This window comes from Streptomyces sp. NPDC054841 (genome assembly GCF_053611045.1).
In genome coordinates, this window is sequence record NZ_JBSGZO010000132.1 from 1 (window position 1) to 18,834 (window position 18,834).

Annotated in this window: 18 protein-coding genes; 14 read left to right on the forward strand and 4 right to left on the reverse strand. The window is 71.9% G+C overall.

Annotated elements, in window-relative coordinates; genetic code table 11:
• Positions 1–110 precede the first annotated feature (110 nt).
• The gene (locus ACWGI8_RS19230) at positions 111–872 is read right to left on the reverse strand and encodes a lysophospholipid acyltransferase family protein (RefSeq protein ID WP_453662373.1); all 762 of its coding nucleotides are present in this window, start codon (positions 870–872) and stop codon (positions 111–113) included.
• Positions 873–1,023: 151 nt separating this feature from the next.
• Between ACWGI8_RS19230 and ACWGI8_RS19235 the strand changes: the two genes are divergently transcribed.
• The 3 genes from ACWGI8_RS19235 to ACWGI8_RS19245 all read left to right on the forward strand — a co-directional run bounded on the left by ACWGI8_RS19235 (position 1,024) and on the right by ACWGI8_RS19245 (position 3,491).
• The gene (locus tag ACWGI8_RS19235) at positions 1,024–2,196 is read left to right on the forward strand and encodes a glycerophosphodiester phosphodiesterase (RefSeq protein WP_453662375.1); all 1,173 of its coding nucleotides are present in this window, start codon (positions 1,024–1,026) and stop codon (positions 2,194–2,196) included.
• A gap of 74 nt (positions 2,197–2,270) precedes the next feature.
• Positions 2,271–2,891: a sigma-70 family RNA polymerase sigma factor gene (locus ACWGI8_RS19240; RefSeq protein ID WP_453662377.1), complete on the forward strand. Its 621-nt coding sequence runs from the start codon at positions 2,271–2,273 to the stop codon at positions 2,889–2,891.
• Between the two features lie 69 nt (positions 2,892–2,960).
• Positions 2,961–3,491: a GNAT family N-acetyltransferase gene (locus tag ACWGI8_RS19245; RefSeq protein WP_453662379.1), complete on the forward strand. Its 531-nt coding sequence runs from the start codon at positions 2,961–2,963 to the stop codon at positions 3,489–3,491.
• Positions 3,492–3,527: 36 nt separating this feature from the next.
• Here the strand turns inward: ACWGI8_RS19245 and ACWGI8_RS19250 are convergent, their stop codons facing one another.
• Complete coding sequence (locus ACWGI8_RS19250; protein WP_453662381.1) at positions 3,528–3,944, reverse strand: hypothetical protein; 417 nt, start codon at positions 3,942–3,944, stop codon at positions 3,528–3,530.
• 1 nt (position 3,945) lies between these two features.
• The gene (locus ACWGI8_RS19255) at positions 3,946–4,305 is read right to left on the reverse strand and encodes a hypothetical protein (protein WP_453662383.1); all 360 of its coding nucleotides are present in this window, start codon (positions 4,303–4,305) and stop codon (positions 3,946–3,948) included.
• Positions 4,306–4,389: 84 nt separating this feature from the next.
• Between ACWGI8_RS19255 and ACWGI8_RS19260 the strand changes: the two genes are divergently transcribed.
• The 9 genes from ACWGI8_RS19260 (at position 4,390) to ACWGI8_RS19300 (ending at position 16,496) form a co-directional block, all read left to right on the forward strand.
• On the forward strand, positions 4,390–5,037 hold the full coding sequence (locus ACWGI8_RS19260; protein WP_453662405.1) for an HAD-IA family hydrolase: 648 nt from the start codon (positions 4,390–4,392) through the stop codon (positions 5,035–5,037).
• 366 nt (positions 5,038–5,403) lie between these two features.
• Positions 5,404–6,462, forward strand: a complete 1,059-nt coding sequence (locus ACWGI8_RS19265) for a methionine ABC transporter ATP-binding protein (protein WP_453662385.1) — start codon at positions 5,404–5,406, stop codon at positions 6,460–6,462.
• The gene (locus tag ACWGI8_RS19270) at positions 6,459–7,127 is read left to right on the forward strand and encodes a methionine ABC transporter permease (protein ID WP_453662387.1); all 669 of its coding nucleotides are present in this window, start codon (positions 6,459–6,461) and stop codon (positions 7,125–7,127) included. The genes ACWGI8_RS19265 and ACWGI8_RS19270 overlap by 4 nt, the downstream gene beginning before the upstream one ends.
• An 82-nt stretch (positions 7,128–7,209) precedes the next feature.
• Positions 7,210–8,082, forward strand: coding sequence for a MetQ/NlpA family ABC transporter substrate-binding protein (locus ACWGI8_RS19275; protein ID WP_453662389.1), 873 nt, complete (start codon positions 7,210–7,212; stop codon positions 8,080–8,082).
• Positions 8,083–8,247: 165 nt separating this feature from the next.
• Complete coding sequence (locus ACWGI8_RS19280; RefSeq protein WP_453662391.1) at positions 8,248–8,886, forward strand: GNAT family N-acetyltransferase; 639 nt, start codon at positions 8,248–8,250, stop codon at positions 8,884–8,886.
• A gap of 104 nt (positions 8,887–8,990) precedes the next feature.
• Entirely contained in the window at positions 8,991–10,235 is a 1,245-nt protein-coding gene (gene cbiE / locus ACWGI8_RS19285; RefSeq protein ID WP_453662393.1) for a precorrin-6y C5,15-methyltransferase (decarboxylating) subunit CbiE, read from the forward strand.
• A 338-nt stretch (positions 10,236–10,573) separates the two neighbouring features.
• The gene (gene cobT / locus ACWGI8_RS19290) at positions 10,574–14,038 is read left to right on the forward strand and encodes a nicotinate-nucleotide--dimethylbenzimidazole phosphoribosyltransferase (RefSeq protein WP_453662395.1); all 3,465 of its coding nucleotides are present in this window, start codon (positions 10,574–10,576) and stop codon (positions 14,036–14,038) included.
• Between the two features lie 294 nt (positions 14,039–14,332).
• Entirely contained in the window at positions 14,333–15,613 is a 1,281-nt protein-coding gene (gene cobA, locus ACWGI8_RS19295; protein WP_453662397.1) for a uroporphyrinogen-III C-methyltransferase, read from the forward strand.
• A 64-nt stretch (positions 15,614–15,677) separates the two neighbouring features.
• Positions 15,678–16,496 carry a TrmH family RNA methyltransferase gene (locus ACWGI8_RS19300; protein ID WP_453662399.1) on the forward strand — a complete coding sequence of 273 codons (819 nt, stop codon included), beginning with the start codon at positions 15,678–15,680 and terminating at the stop codon, positions 16,494–16,496.
• A 46-nt stretch (positions 16,497–16,542) separates the two neighbouring features.
• Here the strand turns inward: ACWGI8_RS19300 and ACWGI8_RS19305 are convergent, their stop codons facing one another.
• Positions 16,543–17,859: a serine/threonine-protein kinase gene (locus ACWGI8_RS19305; protein WP_453662407.1), complete on the reverse strand. Its 1,317-nt coding sequence runs from the start codon at positions 17,857–17,859 to the stop codon at positions 16,543–16,545.
• A 238-nt stretch (positions 17,860–18,097) separates the two neighbouring features.
• Between ACWGI8_RS19305 and ACWGI8_RS19310 the strand changes: the two genes are divergently transcribed.
• Together ACWGI8_RS19310 and ACWGI8_RS19315 are read left to right on the forward strand one after the other, a co-directional pair.
• Positions 18,098–18,385, forward strand: coding sequence for a hypothetical protein (locus tag ACWGI8_RS19310; RefSeq protein WP_453662401.1), 288 nt, complete (start codon positions 18,098–18,100; stop codon positions 18,383–18,385).
• A gap of 188 nt (positions 18,386–18,573) precedes the next feature.
• On the forward strand, positions 18,574–18,780 hold the full coding sequence (locus tag ACWGI8_RS19315) for a hypothetical protein (protein ID WP_453662403.1): 207 nt from the start codon (positions 18,574–18,576) through the stop codon (positions 18,778–18,780).
• The last annotated feature ends 54 nt before the right edge of the window (positions 18,781–18,834 follow it).

An 18,834-nucleotide genomic window follows, 5' to 3' on the forward strand; every position in this document is an offset into this window, starting at 1 on the left:
GCACCCAACGCGTGGGCCCCGACCGGTCACACCCGGCCGGGGCCCACCTTCCCCGGACTCGTCCGGGGGTACTTCGGGTACTTCGGGTAATTCCACCGTCCGGCGGAGCGCTACGCCGCCTTCGCCTTCGTCGCGTACATGTCGACGTACTCCTGGCCGGACAGCCGCATCACCTCGGTCATCACCGAGTCCGTCACCGCCCGCAGCACATAGCGGTCGCGGTCCATGCCCTCGTATCGCGAGAACTCCATCGGCTCGCCGAAGCGGACCGTCACCCGGCCGGGGCGCGGCAGGCCCGCGCCGCCCGGCTGGAGCTTGTCCGTGCCGATCATCGCGAACGGGACGACGGGCGCGCCGGTCATCAGGGTCAGCCGGGCGATACCCGTACGGCCCCGGTAGAGGCGTCCGTCGGGGGAGCGGGTGCCCTCCGGGTAGATGCCGAAGACCCTGCCCTCCTCCAGCACCCTGCGGCCGGTCATCAGCGCCGCCACACCGCCGTTCGCGCCGTCCCGGTCGACGGGGATCATGCCGACGCCGGTGAAGAACCAGGCCATCAGTCGGCCCTTGAGGCCCTTGCCCGTGACGTACTCGTCCTTGCCGATGAAGTGCACCGGGCGGTCGCAGACCAGCGGCATCACCATCGAGTCGATGAAGGTCAGGTGGTTGCCGGCGAGGATGACCGGGCCCTCCCCGGGGATGTTCCCGACGCCTTCCACACGAGGGCGGAACATCAGGCGCAGGAACGGTCCGAGCACTGCCTTGATGAGCGACAAGCGGGACAACGGGTCCTCCGGTGTCAGGGGCGGTCGGGTACGTCCGACGAAATCTGTGCAGGTGAGGACGATACTCGCGGGTCCCGCCCCTCCGCACATTGGGTTCACCGAGCAGATACACAGTGTTGACCTGAGTTTGGGACGCGTTTGCCCAGGGTCTCCCGCGCGTAACGCCCCGGCGCCTAGCATCGTGCGCCGCACGGGCCCCGTCGACAGGTGCGGGACATCACATCCCCATGGAGGAGCGTTCATGACACAGGGTGCGGACAGAACCCCCGGGCGGCGGACCGTTCTGGGCGCGGCGGTGCTCGGATCGGCCGCGCTGGGGATCGGCGGCGCCCAGGCGGCGAACGCGCAGGAGCGTCAAGGCAGTCAGGGCCGGGGGCACGGGCATGACTCCGGCTACCGCGCGCTGCCCGTACCCACCGTCATCGCGCACCGCGGCGCGAGCGGCTACCGGCCCGAGCACACCCTCGGCTCCTACCAGCTGGCCCTGGACATGGGCGCGCACGTCATCGAGCAGGACCTGGTGCCCACGAAGGACGGGCATCTGGTCTGCCGTCACGAGAACGACATCACGGGCACGACCGATGTCGCCTCCCGCCCCGAATTCGCGTCCCGCAGGACCACGAAGTCCGTCGACGGCACCAGCCTCACCGGCTGGTTCACCGAGGACTTCACCCTCGCCGAGCTGAAGACCCTGCGGGCCAAGGAGCGGATCCCCGCCAGCCGCCAGGAGAACACCCTCTACGACGGCCGCTGGGGGATACCCACCTTCGAGGAGGTGCTGCGCTGGGCCGAGAAGGAGGGCCACCGCCGCGGACACCCCGTATGGCTGCACGTCGAGACCAAGCACCCTTCGTACTTCCGGGGCCTCGGCCTCGGACTGGAGGAGCGGCTGGCGAAGCTGCTGCGCCGGTACGGCCGGCACCGTGCGAACTCGCCGGTCTTCCTCCAGTCGTTCGAGCCGAGCAGCATCCAGCGGCTGGCGGAGCTCGTGGACTCGCCGCGCGTCGTCCTGCTCTCCGGCGCGAACTCCCGCCCCTGGGACTTCGTCCAGGCGGGCGACCCGCGCACGGTCGCGGACCTGGTCAAGCCCGAGGGCCTCGCGTGGATCGCCTCGTACGCGCAGGGCATCGGCCCCACCCTCGACCTGATCATCCCCAAGGACGCGAGCGGCAAGCTCGGGACACCGACCACCCTCGTCCGCGACGCGCACGCCGAGGGGCTGGTCCTGCACCCCTACACGATGCGGAACGAGAACTCCTTCCTCCCCGCCGACTTCCGGCGCGGCACCGACCCCAACGCGTACGGGGACGTCTTCGGGGCGTTCAAGGTCTACTTCGAGCAGGGCATCGACGGGATCTTCACTGACAATCCGGACACGGGTCTGCTGGCCAGGGCCGACTTCGTCAACGGCTGAACGGCCGTCATACGGTCGGGTGGCGGCGGGACGGCGCCGAAACCGCAATGCGCGGCGGCGTCGTCCCGCGGGACATGACGCTCCGCGAAGACATCGCCTCCCGGCCCGTTCACGTCCCCGTTCCCGCTGAGGTCCCGGCCCCGCGGACCGGGGCCGCGGACGACCGCGCCGGCGCGCCCGCCGCGGGCGCGCTGGTGCGCGTACTGCGGCCGCTCGTCGCGGCCGAGGCGAGTGCCGAGGCACATGGCGAGGCCCTGGACTCCGGGGACCTGGAACAGGACGTCTGGGTACGGCTCCTGGAACGGATCGACGCCGAGGGCCCGCCCGGCGACGCGGTGAGCTGGGTGCAGGGAGCCATTCGCGACGCGGCACGCCGCGCCCGGCGGCGGGCCCTGCGGGAGCGGCCGTACCGCGACGAGCCTGCCGCCGGGCCCACGGCCTGCCCGGAGCGGGCCGCCCTGATCGCCGAACGGCGCCGCGTACTGCGGGCGGCCGTGGCCCGTACACCGGGTCGCTGCCCAAGGCTGCTGACTGCGATGCTGTCCCCAGGTGACCCCACCTACCGCGAAATCGCAGGAGAGTTGGGAATCTCACAAGGAAGTCTGGGGCCGATGCGTTCCCGCTGCCTGGGATGTTTGCGCAGAATGCTCGCGACAGAGGTTGCGGCTCCTGAACTGCGGGGAAAGGAGCGGTAGACCGGACGCGCCCAGGCGCCGACCGGTCTGCACACAACCGGGCGGCGGGCGAGCGGGAGGCATGCACACATGGGCATGAGCGTGACCATCTCAGTGGCAGCGGCGCAGGACGCCGAGCACATCCTCAAGCTGCAGTACCTGTGCTACCAGAGCGAGGCCGAGCTCTACGGCGACTACGGCATCGAACCGCTCACCCAGACCCCCGACGACCTGAAGGCCGAGCTCGGCAGGGGCCACGCGCTGGTGGCCCGGCTCGGGGACGAGGTGATCGCGTCCGTACGCGGCGAGGTCGACGCCGCGGGCACCGCCACGATCGCCAAGCTCATCGTCCACCCGCGGATGCAGCGCCACGGCCTCGGCGGACGCCTGCTCGACGCCATCGAGGCACACTTCGCGGGCGAGCCCGCCGCCAAGCGCTTCCAGCTCTTCACCGGCCACCGCAGCGAGCGCAATCTGCGGATGTACCGCAGCCACGGCTACGCACCCGTCTCCACCGAGGAGATCGGCCCGAAGCTGACCATCGTCACCCTGGAGAAGGACGCCGACGCATCGGCGGTACCTCCGGCGCGGAGTGCGCCGGACTACGCCACCAGCGCGTAGCCCGGCGCCGGGCGATCCTGCCGGGCAGGGCCCGGCTCAGCGCCGGGCCTTGCGCAGCCAGAGCATTCCGGTGACCGGCAGCAGCACCGGAATGAACAGATAGCCCATCCCGTAGTCGGACCACACCGTGGCGTCCGGGAAGGCGGACGGGTCCGACAGCGTCCAGGTGCCCACGGTCAGTACGCCCACCAGCTCGGCGGCGCAGCACACCAGCGCCGCCCTGCGGGCCGTCTCCCCGCCGCGGAACAGCGTGTACGTGATGAACGCGTACACCACGGCGGCGATGGCGGACAGCGTGTAGGCGAGCGGCGCCCGGTCGTACTCGGTGGCGATCTGGTACACCGAGCGCGACACGGCGCCGACCGACATCACGCCGTACAGCCAGACCAGCAGCACACCCGGCCCCTTGACCAGCCTGGTCCCGGGCGTCTCTTCCGCGGTGGTCCCGGTCATCTCAGCCTCCCCAGATGTCGAACAGCCGGACTTCCAGCACCGCGAGCACGACCGCCCCGGCCGCGACCGTCGCCGAACCCCACCGGGTCCGCTCGGTCAGCGAGAGGAACCCGGCCGCGGGCACCGCCGCGAACGCGCCGATCAGATACGCGACGAAGAGCGCCGTACCCTGGTCGGCCTTCTCGCCGCGCGCCAGCTGCACCACCCCGATCACCAGCTGGGCGAGCGCGAGCACCGTCACCACGGCCATGCCGATGAAGTGCCAGTCCTTCGTGGGCTGGTCCCGGTACGTGGCGAAACCGCACCAGGCGGCGAGGGCGAGCGCGGCCACGGACACCGCGACCGTCAGGGCGTCAAGCATGGGAGAGAGCGTATTACGGGCCAAAAGACCTGGTGCGCCCGACCCCGGGTGCCCCGCATAGGGTCGGGGACCATGCCCGGAACCTTGAAGATCCACGCCGAAGCCCTGCTGTTCGACAACGACGGAACGCTCGTCTCTTCCATGGAGTCGGTGGACCGCTGCTGGACCCGTTGGGCAGGGGAGTACGGAATCACCGCGGAGGACTTCGCCCGCGTCGAGCTGCACGGCCGGCCCGCCGCCGAGATCGCCGCGGATCTGCTGCCCGCGGACGTGGTGCCTCAGGCCGTGGCCCGTATCGAGCAGTTGGAGGTGGACGACGTCGTCGGCGGCGTCTTCCTGCTGCCGGGCACCGCGGCGCTGCTCGCGTCCCTGCCCGCCGAGCGGTGGGCCGTCGTCACCTCCGCGACCCGGCGGCTCGGCGAGGCCCGGCTGGCGGAGGTGGGCATACGGCCCAAGACGCTGATAGCCGCCGACGACATCACGCGGGGCAAGCCCGACCCCGAGCCGTTCCTGCTCGCCGCGCGGCGGCTCGGCGTCGACCCGGCCCGCTGTGTCGTGTTCGAGGACGCGCCCGCGGGCCTCGCGGCGGGCCGCGCCGCCGGGATGACAACCGTGGCCTTGGCCACAACACACGACCCCTCCCAGCTCGTCGCGGACATCGTCGTCAAGGACCTCTCCGCTGTGTCCGCGCAGGCCACGGCCCACGGCGTGGAGATCACAGCGGCGAGCTGAGCTGTCCGCACTCCGGAACATCCCAGTCCGCTATACGGACACCGTAGATCCGCTCGCACGCCTGTCTGCTTTACTTGCCCGCATGACCACGACGAGCAGCCGCACCCTTGCGACCGAGGCGATCACGACGCCCGGTGCTCGTTGTATGTGTCGAATGTGCGACTTCTGAGGGCCCCTGCCTGAGCCTCGCGCCCCGAAGCGAGACCCCGACAGCCGAGCCGTGTCCGCCGCTGAAGCCATGCGGACCGAGCCGCCCCGCGCACACGCTGCGACCCGGTCGTCCGTGCTGCGCGCCAACTGTCCCAAGACGACACACCCGTGCCCGGCGGACCCCGTGCCGCGCACTCGACAGTGACGGAAACCCCTGTGATCACCACTACGGGCCTCACCAAGGTCTACCAGTCGCGAGGCCGCGACGTCACCGCTCTGGACGGCGTCGACCTGCACGTCCGTGAGGGCGAGGTCTTCGGCGTCATCGGCCGCAGCGGCGCCGGAAAGTCCTCCCTCATCCGCTGCGTCAACCTGCTGGAGCGCCCAACCTCCGGCAGCGTCGTCGTCGACGGCACCGACCTCACCGCCCTCGCCGGACGCGGCAGGCGCGCCGGCAAGGAACTGCGCCAGGCGCGCAGCCGCATCGGCATGGTCTTCCAGCACTTCAACCTGCTCTCCTCGCGCAGTGTGAAGGACAACATCGAGCTCCCCCTGGAGATCCTCGGTGTCTCCGGCGCCGAGCGCTCCCGCCGCGCCCTCGAACTCCTCGACCTCGTCGGCCTCGCCGACAAGGCCAAGGCCTACCCCGGGCAGCTCTCCGGCGGCCAGAAGCAGCGCGTCGGCATCGCCCGGGCGCTGGCCGGGAACCCGAAGGTGCTCCTCTCCGACGAGGCCACCAGCGCGCTCGACCCCGAGACGACCCGCTCGATCCTCCAGCTGCTGCGGGACCTCAACCGGCAGCTCGGACTGACCGTCCTCCTCATCACCCACGAGATGGACGTCGTCAAGACCGTCTGCGACTCGGCCGCCCTGATGAAGCAGGGCCGCATCGTCGAGTCCGGAACGGTCAGCGAGCTGCTCGCCACGCCCGGCTCCGAGCTCGCCCAGGAGCTCTTCCCGGTCTCCGGGGACGCCTCGGGCCCCGACCGTACGGTCGTCGACGTCACCTTCCACGGCGAGGCCGCCACCAAGCCGGTGATCTCCCAGCTGTCACGCACGTACAACGTCGACATCTCGATCCTCGGCGCCGCGATGGACACCGTCGGCGGCAAGCAGATCGGCCGGATGCGCATCGAACTGCCCGGCCGCTACGAGGACAACGTCGTGCCCGTCGGCTTCCTGCGCGAACAGGGCCTGCAGGTCGAGATCGTCGACGACGAGCCCGAGGACATCCCCGCGCCGCGCGCGGAACTGGTGAAGGAGACCGTCAAGTGACGTGGTCGGAGATGCAGCCCCTGCTGAGCCAGGGCACCATCGACACCCTCTACATGGTCCTGTGGTCCACGCTCGTCACCGTCGCCGGCGGACTTCCGCTCGGCATTCTGCTGGTCCTCACCGACAAGGGCGGACTGCTGCAGAACACCCCGGTGAACAAGGTCGTCGGCGTGATCGTGAACATCGGCCGCTCGCTGCCGTTCATCATCCTGCTGATCGCGCTGATCCCCTTCACCACCCTGGTGGTGGGCACCTTCATCGGCCCCACGGCCATGATCGTGCCGCTCGCCGTCGGCGCCATCCCGTTCTTCGCGCGGCTCGTCGAGACGGCGATCCGCGAGGTCGACCACGGACTGGTCGAAGCCGTCCAGTCCATGGGCGGCTCCATCCCGACGATCATCCGCAAGGTGCTGCTCCCGCAGGCCCTGCCCTCGATCGTCGCCGCCGTCACCACCACCGTGATCGTCCTCGTCGGCTACTCGGCGATGGCCGGCGCGGTCGGCGGCGAAGGCCTCGGATCCAAGGCCGTCACCTACGGCTTCCAGCGGTTCGAGACCCAGTTCATGCTCATCACGGTCGTCATCCTGATCGCCATCGTCACCGCCGTACAGCTGATCGGCGACGGAATCGTGCGCCTGCTGGCCCGCCGCGGCCGCACCGCCTGAGCCCCCGCTCCACCCCGCTCCACCCTGGCCCGCACTCCTTGTCCGGGCGTCACCACCGCAACACCAGAAAGAGGCACTTTTCGTGCGTAACTCGCGTAAGAACATCAAGCTCACCGCGGCCTTCGCCGCCACCACCGCCCTCACCCTCGGCCTCACCGCCTGCGGCACCGCCTCCGACCCGGGCGCCAAGGCGGACTCCGGCGACAAGGCCGCCGAGTCCAAGCCGCTCGTCGTCGCCGCGTCCCCGACGCCGCACGCCGACATCCTCGACTTCGTCAAGAAGAACCTGGCCGCCAAGGCCGGTCTCGACCTGGAGGTCAAGGAGTTCACGGACTACGTCCTGCCGAACACCGCCACCCAGGACGGCCAGGTCGACGCCAACTTCTTCCAGCACAAGCCGTACCTGGACGACTTCAACAAGAAGAACAAGACCACCATCGTCCCGGTCGTCAACGTCCACCTCGAGCCGCTCGGCCTCTACTCCAAGAAGGTCAAGTCCCTCAAGGACATCAAGGCCGGCCAGACGATCGCCGTGCCCAACGACACCACCAACGAAGGCCGCTCGCTCCAACTGCTCGCCGCGAACGGCCTCATCACCCTCAAGGCGGGTGTCGGCACCGACGCCAAGCTCTCCGACATCACCGACAAGAAGGGCCTGGAGTTCAAGGAGCTGGAGGCCGCCACCGTGCCCCGCGCCCTGAACGACGTCGACGCCGCCGTCATCAACGGCAACTACGCGATCGAGGCCGACCTGAAGCCCGCCAAGGACGCCCTGGTGCTGGAGAAGGCGGAGGGCAACCCCTACGCCAACTTCCTCGCCGTCAAGGAGGGCAACGAGAAGGACCCGCGGGTGGAGAAGCTCGCGAAGCTCCTCAACTCCCCCGAAGTGAAGAAGTACATCGAGGACACCTACGCCGGCTCGGTCGTCCCGGCCTTCGGTCCCGCCGCCAAGTAACGGCTGCCGCAAGGTCCTTGTGAACGAAGGCCCCGCGTACCCACCAAGTACGCGGGGCCTTCGGCGTGGCCGGCGGCGTAGCGACCCGGCCATGCACATCCACCACCCGATGCTGCATGCTGTGCCTTTACGGCCCTTACGACGGTCTTCGGCATGGAGCTGCGCATGACTACCACCTTTCCGGACATCTCCATCAGCACGGAGCGGTTGGTGCTGCGCGCGCTCGAACCCGCTGACGCCCCGGCCCTGGCCGAGATGATGAACGACGAACTGGTCGCCGCCTGGACGGCCGTGCCCCAGCCCTTCACCGAAGCGGCGGCCGGCACCTGGATCAGCGAACACGCGCCCACCGAGCGTGCCGAGGGCCGCGGAATCGACCTCGCCGTCACCGAGTTCCTCACTCAGCGCCTGGTCGGTGTGATCCAGCTCAGCAACACGAACTGGCGGGTGCGCTCCACCGAGATCTCGTACATCATCGCCCCCTGGGCCCGCGGCGAGGGCTATGCGTCCGAGGCGGCGCTCGCCACCGCCCAGTGGCTCTTCCGTGACCAGCGGTTCGAGCGCCTGGAGCTGCGCACCGCCGCCGACAACACCGCGTCCCAGCAGGTGGCCCAGAAGATCGGCTGCATCAGCGAGGGTGTCCTGCGCGGAGCCTGTATAGCCCGCACCCGCACCGAGGACGGGGGCTGGGCCGATCTGCGCACCGACTTCATCGTGTGGAGCCTGCTCCCCGAGGACCTCGAAGGCGTCGCCGACCAGATGGCCGACGCCGGCGGATTCGGCACGTTCACCGACTGGAACTGACACCTTCACCAGCTGGAACCGACACCAGGTACGCTCAGCCTGCCTGCTGGCTCACCCCTGTCGGCAGCGCCCCGACCTGCGACGACACCAGGAGAGAGACGACGATGGCCGACCGGGTCACGGTGATCGGCTGGGACGGTTCGCCCCTGACCGCGGCCGCCAGGTCCGCCCTGTCCGCTGCCACTCTCGTCGCCGGGGCGGCGCACCACCTGGCGCTTCCCGAGGTGCCCGCGAACGCCGAACGCATCCGGCTCGGCAGCGTCGACCTCGCCGCCCGCAGGATCGCGGGACACCGCGGCAGCCCCGTCGTCCTCGCCGACGGCGACCCCGGGTTCTTCGGCGTCGTCCGTACGCTGCGCGCACCGCAGCACGGACTGGAGGTCGAGGTCGTCCCCGCGGTCTCCTCCGTCGCCACCGCCTTCGCCCGCGCCGGGATGCCCTGGGACGACGCCCAGATCGTCGTCGCCCACAGCCGTACGCTCCGCCGCGCCGTCAACGTCTGCCGGGCCCACCCCAAGGTCGCCGTCCTCACCTCGCCCGGCGCGGGCCCCGCCGAGCTCGCACTGCTCCTCGACGGCGTCCACCGCACCTTCGTGATCTGCGAGGAACTCGGCACCGAGCGCGAACAGGTCACCGTGCTCACCTCCGACAAGGTCGCCGACCACGCCTGGCGCGACCCCAATGTCGTGATCGTGATCGGCGGGGCCGCCTCGGCCCAGGGGTGGGGGCACCCGCATGGCGAAGGCCATGGGGGAGGCTGGGCGGCGGGCCGCGAGCCCGGCCGTCCCACCCAGGTACGCGGCTGGGCGCACCCCGCCGAGCAGGGGCAGCACCAGTCCGGCGAGGGCGAATCGGTGCAGCTGCGCGCCGCCCAGCTCGCCCGCCTCGGCCCGCGCCTCGGCGACCTCGTCTGGGACATCGGCTGCGGCAGCGGGGAGCTCGCGGCCGACGCGGCCCGCTTCGGCGCCGCGGTCATCGCGGTCGACGACGACCCCGCCGCCTGCATCCGCGCCGACGAGGCCGCCCGCCGGTACGGAGTCCAGCTGCAGACCGTCCACGGCCGCGCGCCGCACGTGCTGGAACGGCTGCCCGAACCCGATGTCGTACGGATCGGCGGCGGCGGAGTCCCCGTCGTCACCGCCTGCGCCGACCGCAGGCCCGAGCGCATCGTCACCCACGCCTCCACCCGCGACGAGGCCGAGGCGATCGGTGCCGCCCTGGCGGACGGCGGATACGCCGTCGAATGCGCCCTGCTCCAGTCCGTGGAGATGGACCCCGACGCGTGGTCGGAACGAGAGCGCTCGGTCGTCTTCCTGCTCTCGGGGCAGCGGCTGGATCGCAGCCCCTGACCCTGGCGCCATGCCATGGCGAGGTAGGCTGGCCGATCGTTGCACCGCAGCCGGTCGTTCGTCGATTTGTTCGTCAATGTCCGCAAAAGGGGACTGTTTTGGGTCCTGCTGTGGTACGGCGCGACCGGGGGACGCGCAACGTGGCGCAGTCCACAGCAAACCGTGGCGGATCCTGCTGCCATGGACACGAACGGCCACGAGAATGCTTGGTGTCTGTGGGCTTTCGTGCCGCGCGGCGCACACGCTCGTTCTTGTAGTGACGGGCACCGGGTGTGTGCCGCGATCGGGCGCCCCGGGCGAAGGTCTGAAGGAGCACAACCGATGGGCGAGGGGTACGCATGACTGACACCGGCCAGGTCCCGGGCGAGGGGCTGCCGGAGAACGCAGGCATGGTGGAGCAGCCGGGCATCCCCGCTCCGGGCGCGTACACCTTCCTCGACCCCTCCGGGAGCGGCTCCGAATCCGTCGGCGAAGACGACGACCTGCTGCTGATGCCGAGCGCGCAGGGTGCGTGGAGCGACCCGCAGTCGGTGCCGCCGCCGGCCATGGTGCCGGGCCGGCTGCCGGGGCACGCCCCGGTTCCGGGCGTGGCACAGATGCAGGCGCCTGGTGCGGCTCCGGCCCCGGTGCCGCAGATGCCGGTGACGCCGCAGGTGCCGCAGGCGCCGGACGTCCTGGCGGCACCGGCGCCCGTCGCGCCCGTCCTGCCCGTGCCCGACCCGGTGGCGCCTGTGGAGGCCGTCGCACCCGTACACACGCCCGAGCAGCCGATGCCGGAGCAGCAGGTGTACGAGCAGCCCGGGTACGAGCAGGGCGCCCCCGAGCAGGCGATCCTCGCTCAGGCCGCGCCCCAGCAGGCCGTTGCCGAGCAGGTTGTTCCCGAGCAGTTCGTACCCGAGCAGTTCGTACCTGAGCAGTTCGTACCTGAGCAGGTCGTGCACGAGACCGGGGCGCACGAGGCCGGTGGCCGTGACTCCGGTTCTGTCGACCTCGGCGGCGTTCGGATGCCGTCGCCCGTTTCCACGCCGACGCCGCCCCCGGCACGCCGCCCCCTCCATATGGGTCCGCCCGTGCCCGACGCGACCGGCGGCGTCGTCCGCTCGCTGTCCGACCGCGGTCCCGCCGGCCGGCGGGGCAACGGCGCGGGCCAGACGCCGGCGGCACCTGTCCCGGCCGGCGTCCCCGGCCCGGCGACCATGGGGCCCGAGTATCTCGACGTACCCCGCGAGGAGCCTGCCGTGCTGCCCGGGCCACAGCTGGGCGAGATTCCGCCGCAGGGCGGCGCCCCGTGGTCCCCGCAGCCCGCCCAGCCCCAGGTGGCTGTCTCCGCGCCAGCAGAAACGGTCGTCCCGGAGGCGGTGCGAGTGGCGGCGGACACTGCTGTCGCGGCTCCCGCCGAGGCCGACGTCGGGGCGCCCGTGATGGCTCCTGCGATGGCTCAGGCCATGGCTCCGGCGGTGGCTACGGCGGTGGCTCCCGAGCCCGCTCCCGTCGGCCAGTTCGTGCCGGTTGAGGGCTCCTTGCCGACCACCCCGCATCTTGCTCCCACTCCGCCCGCCGGGATGGTCCTGGCCGAGGTGGAGCACGTCGAGGCTCCCGAGCCGGTGGTTGTCGCTCCCGAGCCGGTGGCTGTCGCACCGGAGCCGGAGGCGGTGGAGGCGCCCGAGCCGGTGGAGGTGGCAGAGCCCGACGCCGCGCCCGCGCCCGCGGCAGCCGCCGCCGAGCCCGACGCCGAGGCCCCCGCGCCCGCGCCCGAGCCGGAGGCCGCCGTGGCCGTACCCGTGCCCCGTGACGGTGGCAGTGGTGGCGAGCCGGAGCCCGGCGGGACCGAGGCCGCCGAGCCGGTGCCCGAGGCGCCCGCGGGCGAGCTCGAGCAGCCCACCGGTGAGCCCGAGCTTCTCGGCGACGTCGCCGAACCGCAGGCTGCACCCGCCGAGGACGTCGTACCCGAAGCCGCGTCCGAGGAGGCCGCGCGCGAGGAAGCCGTGCCTGAAGCCGCGCAGGAGGAAGCCGCGCCCGAGCCGGAGGCGGGCCCCGCCACCGTGGAGGAGCCGACGACCGAGGCCGACGGCGCCCCCGCTCCCGGCTATGCCGACGCCGAGCGCGAGGCCGTCCTCCGCGTCATGCGCGAGCGTCGCGACATCCGCAACGGCTTCCGCAGCGACCCGATCCCGCACGAGGTCCTTCTCCGGGTCCTCGAAGCCGCGCACACCGCGCCCAGCGTGGGCCACTCCCAGCCCTGGGACTTCGTCGTCATCCGCTCCGCCGAAACCCGCCGGACGATGCACGAACTCGCCCAGCGGCAGCGCGAGGCCTACGCCAAGTCCCTCCCCAAGGGCCGGGCGAAGCAGTTCAAGGAACTGAAGATCGAGGCCATCCTCGACACCCCGGTGAACATCGTGGTCACCGCCGACCCCACCCGCGGCGGTCGTCACACCCTCGGCCGGCACACCCAGCCGCAGATGGCGCCGTACTCCTCCGCCCTCGCCGTGGAGAACCTCTGGCTCGCCGCCCGCGCCGAGGGCCTCGGCGTCGGCTGGGTCAGCTTCTTCGACGAGCGCGAGATGGTCCGCGCCCTCGGGCTGCCCGAGCACCTCGAAGTCGTCGCGTATCTCTGTGTCGGATACGTCGACGAGTTCCCGGAGGAGCCCGAGCTGATGCAGGCGGGCTGGTCCAAGCGCCGTCCGCTGTCCTGGGTCGTCCACGAGGAGACGTACGGACGCCGGGCCCTGCCCGGCGAGGAGCCCCACGACCTTCTCCAGGAGACCGTCTCCAACATCCGTCCGTTGGACGCGAAGGCGCTCGGCGAGGCGTGGGAGCGGCAGAAGCGGATGACCAAGCCGGCCGGGGCGCTGGGCATGCTGGAGATCATCTCCGCGCAGCTCGCCGGGCTCTCCCGGATGTGCCCGCCGCCGATCCCGGAACCCGCGGCGGTCGCGATCTTCGCCGGTGACCACGGGGTGCACGCCCAGGGCGTCACCGCGTGGCCCCAGGAGGTGACCGGCCAGATGGTCGCCAACTTCCTCGGCGGGGGAGCGGTCTGCAACGCCTTCGCCAACCAGGTCGGTGCCGAGGTCTGCGTCATCGACGTCGGTGTGGCGTCCGACCTGCCGGCCACGCCCGGTCTTCTGCCGCGCAAGGTCCGCCCCGGTACGGCGGACTTCACGACCGGCCCCGCGCTGACCCGGGACGACGTCCTCGCGGCGGTCGAGGTCGGCATCGAGACGGCCCGCGACCTGGTCGCCGCGGGCAACAAGGCGCTGCTCACCGGCGAGATGGGCATCGCCAACACCACGGCGTCGGCCGCGCTGATCTCCGTCTACACGGGCGTCGACCCGATGGAGGTCACCGGACGCGGAACCGGCATCAACGACGAGATGCACGCCCGCAAGGTCGACGTCGTGCGGCGCGCTCTCGAACTCCACCAGCCCGACCCGGCCGACCCGATCGGCGTCCTCGCGGCGGTCGGCGGCCTGGAGCACGCGGCGCTGGTCGGCTTCATCCTGGGCGGCGCGTCGCTGCGTACGCCGGTCGTTCTGGACGGTGTCTCGGCGGGCGCCGCGGCCCTGGTGGCCCGGGCTGTCGCCCCGGAGGCACTCGCGGCCTGCATCGCCGGCCACCGCAGTGCCGAGCCGGGCCACGTCGCGGCCCTCAACAAGCTGGGCCTGCGCCCCCTGGTCGATCTCGACCTCCGACTCGGCGAGGGCACGGGCGCGCTCCTGGCCCTCCCGCTGGTCCAGAGCGCTGCCCGCGCCATGCACGAGGTCGCGACGTTCGACTCCGCGGGCGTGACGGAGAAATAGCGCGGCAGCACCGACGCGGTACCGGGGGTGCCCGGTACCGCGGGGTGCACCGCCCGGGGTGGGCGGGGTTGCCGGGGACCGGGGCGATTGCCGTCGGACCACCCACCGGCCCGCGCCCCGACGACGACCCGGGGCCGGAACGGACCCGCACCCACCACGGTCCGCAGTCGGCGCCCGCTCAACCCCGTGACCCCCACCCCGTATCGTGGTCGCGAGGACCCCTCATCCCCGTCCCCACCAGCCGCTTCACCGTCGCAGCGGCCCCGCACCGCCGCCCCGAGGAGCCGCACCGCCATGGCCGAGCACGCCGAAAGCCCCGCACACGCCGAGCACGCCGAAAGCCCCGCGCACGAGCACCCCGCCTACCCCGTAGGCCTCCGTCTTTCGGGCCGCCGCGTCGTCGTCATCGGCGGTGGCCAGGTCGCCCAGCGCCGCCTCCCCGCGCTCGTCGCGGCCGGTGCCGACGTCACCCTGGTCTCGCCGTCCGCGACGCCCTCCGTCGAGGCCATGGCGGAGGCCGGCGAGATCACCTGGACCAGGCGCCGCTACGAGGACGGGGACATCGCCGACGCCTGGTACGCGCTCGTCGCCAGCAGCGACCCCGTCGCCAACGAGGCCGCCTCCGCCGAGGCGGAGCGCACCAAGACCTGGTGCGTGCGCTCCGACGACGCCGAGGCGGCCACCGCCTGGACCCCGGCCACCGGCCGCAGCGAGGGCGTGACGGTCGCGGTGCTCACCGGGCGCGACCCGCGTCGCTCCGCCGCCGTACGGGACGCGATCGTCGAGGGACTGCGTGACGGCTCACTCGTCGCCCCCCACCACCGCGCCCGTGCCCCGTTCGTGGCGCTGGTCGGTGGCGGCCCCGGCGACCCGGACCTGATCACCGTTCGCGGCCGGCGCCTCCTCGCCGAGGCCGATGTCGTCATCGCCGACCGCCTCGGCCCGCGCGACCTGCTCGACGAACTCCCCCCGCACGTCGAGGTGATCGACGCGGCGAAGATCCCGTACGGCCGGTTCATGGCCCAGGAGGCCATCAACAACGCGCTGATCGAGCACGCGAAGGCGGGCAAGTCGGTCGTCCGCCTCAAGGGCGGCGACCCGTTCGTCTTCGGCCGCGGCATGGAAGAGGCCCAGGCGCTCGCCGCAGCGGGCATCGCCTGCACGGTCGTCCCGGGCATCTCCAGCTCCATCTCGGTGCCCGGCGCCGTCGGCATCCCGGTCACCCATCGCGGCGTGGCCCACGAGTTCACGGTCGTCAGCGGGCACGTCGCGCCGGACGACCCGCGGTCCCTGGTCGACTGGGAGTCGCTCGCCAAGCTGCGCGGCACGCTCGTGATCCTCATGGGCGTCGACAAGATCGGCGCGATCGCCGAGGCGCTCATCGCCCACGGCAAGGCGCCGGACACGCCGCTGGCCCTGGTCCAGGAGGGCACGACGGCCGCTCAGCGCCGCGTCGACGCGACGCTGGCGACGGTCGCGGAAACCGTCAGGGCCGAGGACGTACGGCCCCCCGCCGTGATCGTCATCGGCGACGTCGTCACCGAGGGCCCGCGGAAGGAGTCGGCTCGCCAGTAACCAGCGGTAACCAATCTCCGCCCCAGCCGTTGGCACCTCACCCCGGACAAGGCAGTATCACCCTGTGGCTGATCTCATCACCGTCGATGACCCCGACGACCCGCGTCTGCGCGACTACACGGGCCTGACCGACGTCGAACTGCGGCGCAAGCGCGAGCCCGCCGAGGGCCTCTTCATCGCCGAGGGCGAGAAGGTCATCCGCCGCGCCAGGCACGCCGGTTACGAGATGCGGTCGATGCTGCTCTCGGCCAAGTGGGTCGACGTCATGCGTGACGTCATCGACGAAGTCCCGGCTCCGGTGTACGCCGTGAGCCCGGACCTCGCCGAACGTGTCACCGGGTACCACGTGCATCGCGGCGCCCTCGCCTCGATGCAGCGCAAGCCCCTGCCGACGGCCGAGGAACTGCTCCATGACGCACGCCGCGTGGTCGTCATGGAGTCGGTCAACGACCACACCAACATCGGCGCCATCTTCCGCAGCGCCGCCGCGCTCGGCATGGACGCCGTGCTGCTCTCGCCCGACTGCGCGGACCCGCTCTACCGCCGTTCGGTGAAGGTGTCGATGGGCGCCGTCTTCTCGGTGCCGTACGCGCGCCTCGAAACCTGGCCCAGGGGCCTCGAAGCCGTACGGGAGGCGGGCTTCAAGCTCCTCGCGCTCACGCCGGACGAGAAGGCGTCGGCCATCGACGAGGCGGCCCCGCACCGGCTCGACCGGGTCGCGCTGATGCTCGGCGCGGAGGGCGACGGCCTGTCGACCCAGGCCCTCGTCGCCGCGGACGAGTGGGTACGCATCCCGATGGCCCACGGGGTGGACTCGCTGAACGTGGGCGCGGCTGCCGCGGTGGCGTTCTACGCGGTGGCGACGGGCCGCCCGCAGAGCTGATTCCCGCGGGACGGCCCCGGACACCGCCCGTACAGGACCTACTCGTCTAGCCCCGCAGCCCCTGCGCGACGGTGATGCTCAGCGCCACCGCCAGTGTCACGACCACGAACACGAAGATGCGCTGACGCAGCAGCCGTGGATTGGCCGGCCTGCGCCCGGTGGATGTCGTACGCACCCCGGGCCGGGACGCGGGACGGCCACCCGTACCCGCGCCACCCCGAGACGGAGCCGGCCGCGAGCCGCCCGGCCGCGAGCCGCCCGTGCGCGAGCCGCCGGTACGTGAGCCGCCGGTACGTGAGCCGCCCGTGCGGGAACCGCCCGTACCTGGATCGCCCGTACGCGAGCCGCCCGTGCGCGGGTCGCCCGTACGCGGCGCCGAAGGCCGGGACACCCGCTCGCGGGGCGCGGGAGCCCCCGCACCGCCCCCCGTATTCCCCGCCGCACGCCCCTGGGTGTTCCGCTCCGTGTACCGAGCGGTCTGACGGTCCGAATGCACGTCCTGCTCGGCCCGGTCGCGCTGCGCGGGTGGCCGAGCCTCGGACAGCCCCTGTGCCTCTCGTGCGGCGATCTCCTTCAGCCGCATCGAAAGCTGCAGGGTGCTGGGCCGCTCGTCCGGATCCTTCGCGAGGCAGGCCCGCAGCAGCGGAGCCAGCGCGTCCGGTACGCCGTACAGCTGCGGTTCCTCGTGCACCACCCGGTAGAGCATGACCTCGGAACTGCCTTGCCCGAAGGGGGAGTCGCCGGTCGCGGCGTACGCGAGCGTGGCACCGAGCGAGAACACGTCGGTCGCGGGCGTGACCACCGCTCCGCGCACCTGCTCGGGGGCGAGGAAGCCGGGGGATCCGACCGCCGTGCCGACGTGGGTGAGCGTGCTCGCGCCGGTCGCCCAGGCGATACCGAAATCGATGATCCGGGGGCCCTTGGGGGACAGCAGGATGTTCGAAGGCTTCAGGTCGCGGTGGACCACCCCGGCCTCGTGCACGGCGACGAGCCCCTCGGAGAGCGCCGCGCCGATCGCCGCCGTCTCCGCCGCGGGGAGCGAGCCGTCCGCGGCGACCTTGTCGTGCAGCGAGGGCCCCGGCACGTACTGCGTGGCGAACCAGGGCCGCTCCGCCTCCAGATCGGCGGCTACCAGCCGTGCCGTGCAGCCGCCCCGGATCCGCCGCGCGGCCGACACCTCGCGCGCGAACCGCGACCGGAACTCCTGATCCTCCGCCAGATCCGGCCGGATCACCTTGAGCGCCACCCGCTGTCCGCGCCGGTCCGAACCGAGGTACACGACCCCCATGCCGCCGGCGCCGAGCCGCCGGTGAAGCCTGAACGAACCGACAACACGCGGATCCTCGCGCCGGAGCCGCATCATCGCCATGTTCGTCCCCTACCTACGGTGGGGAGACCCCACCCCCGAGCTGCCACGGTCGTCCGCTTGACGTGGCACAGCTTACGGACCCGTGCCCCGGTGTGCTCATAGGCCGCGCCCTCGCGGGCCGATCGATTGTCAGTGCCGGGTGGGAAACTTGAAGGGTGGTCAGGGAGCCGCCCGTACAGGGCTTCCGGCCCGTGCGATTTCCCAATGGTCCGTCGCAGAAGGGGGATTGACGATGAAGGGTGACCGCGTGGAGATAGTGGTGGACGCGGGGGACACGACGCGGACGTACGAAGTGGTGGCAAGCCGGGCGGGACGCCGGGTGGAGACGGCCGTGCGCCGGGGGGTGGTGGAAGTGAGCGAAGTCACCCGCACCGGCACAGTCGTACGGACGGCGCGCTTCATGGCGACCCGAGTGCTGGCCCTGGTCGAGCAGCCGGTGCCCAGGGAGGACGAGTCGGAAGGCGGCGCTTCCACGGAGAGGCCTGCGGGGAGTCCCCTCCGGGAAGACCCCCAGGACTAGGACGACGTCTCCACCCAGGGGAGTACACGGCCCGCGCGCGGCTCATCCTCGGGGAGGCCCGGGAATCGGTACGCGGGCATGACGACCCGGCTCCGCCGCGTCCCTAATGTTGAGGTCAAGCGGCGGGTGAAGCACTCGTCCCCCGAGGTCACACACCCGCCGCTGCCGACCACGACAGGAGAGGACCCATGGCGGACACGGCAACGCGGACCACGATCCGCACGCAGGGGCGCAAGGCATACGCCGCGTTCGGCGGCCGTTCCTCGGGCCGGCGCCACCCGCTGGTGGCGACGGCCATGGTGCTCCCTCTCGCGACCCTGCTCGTCGTCGCCTTCGGCGGCTGGGAAGCAGTGGTCACACAGGCGTCGTCCGTGGGCCTGATGCTGGGGCGCTGAGCGGCGCCCCGGGCCCGGGAGAGCGGCCCGGGCCGGGGACATCCGGTTCATAAC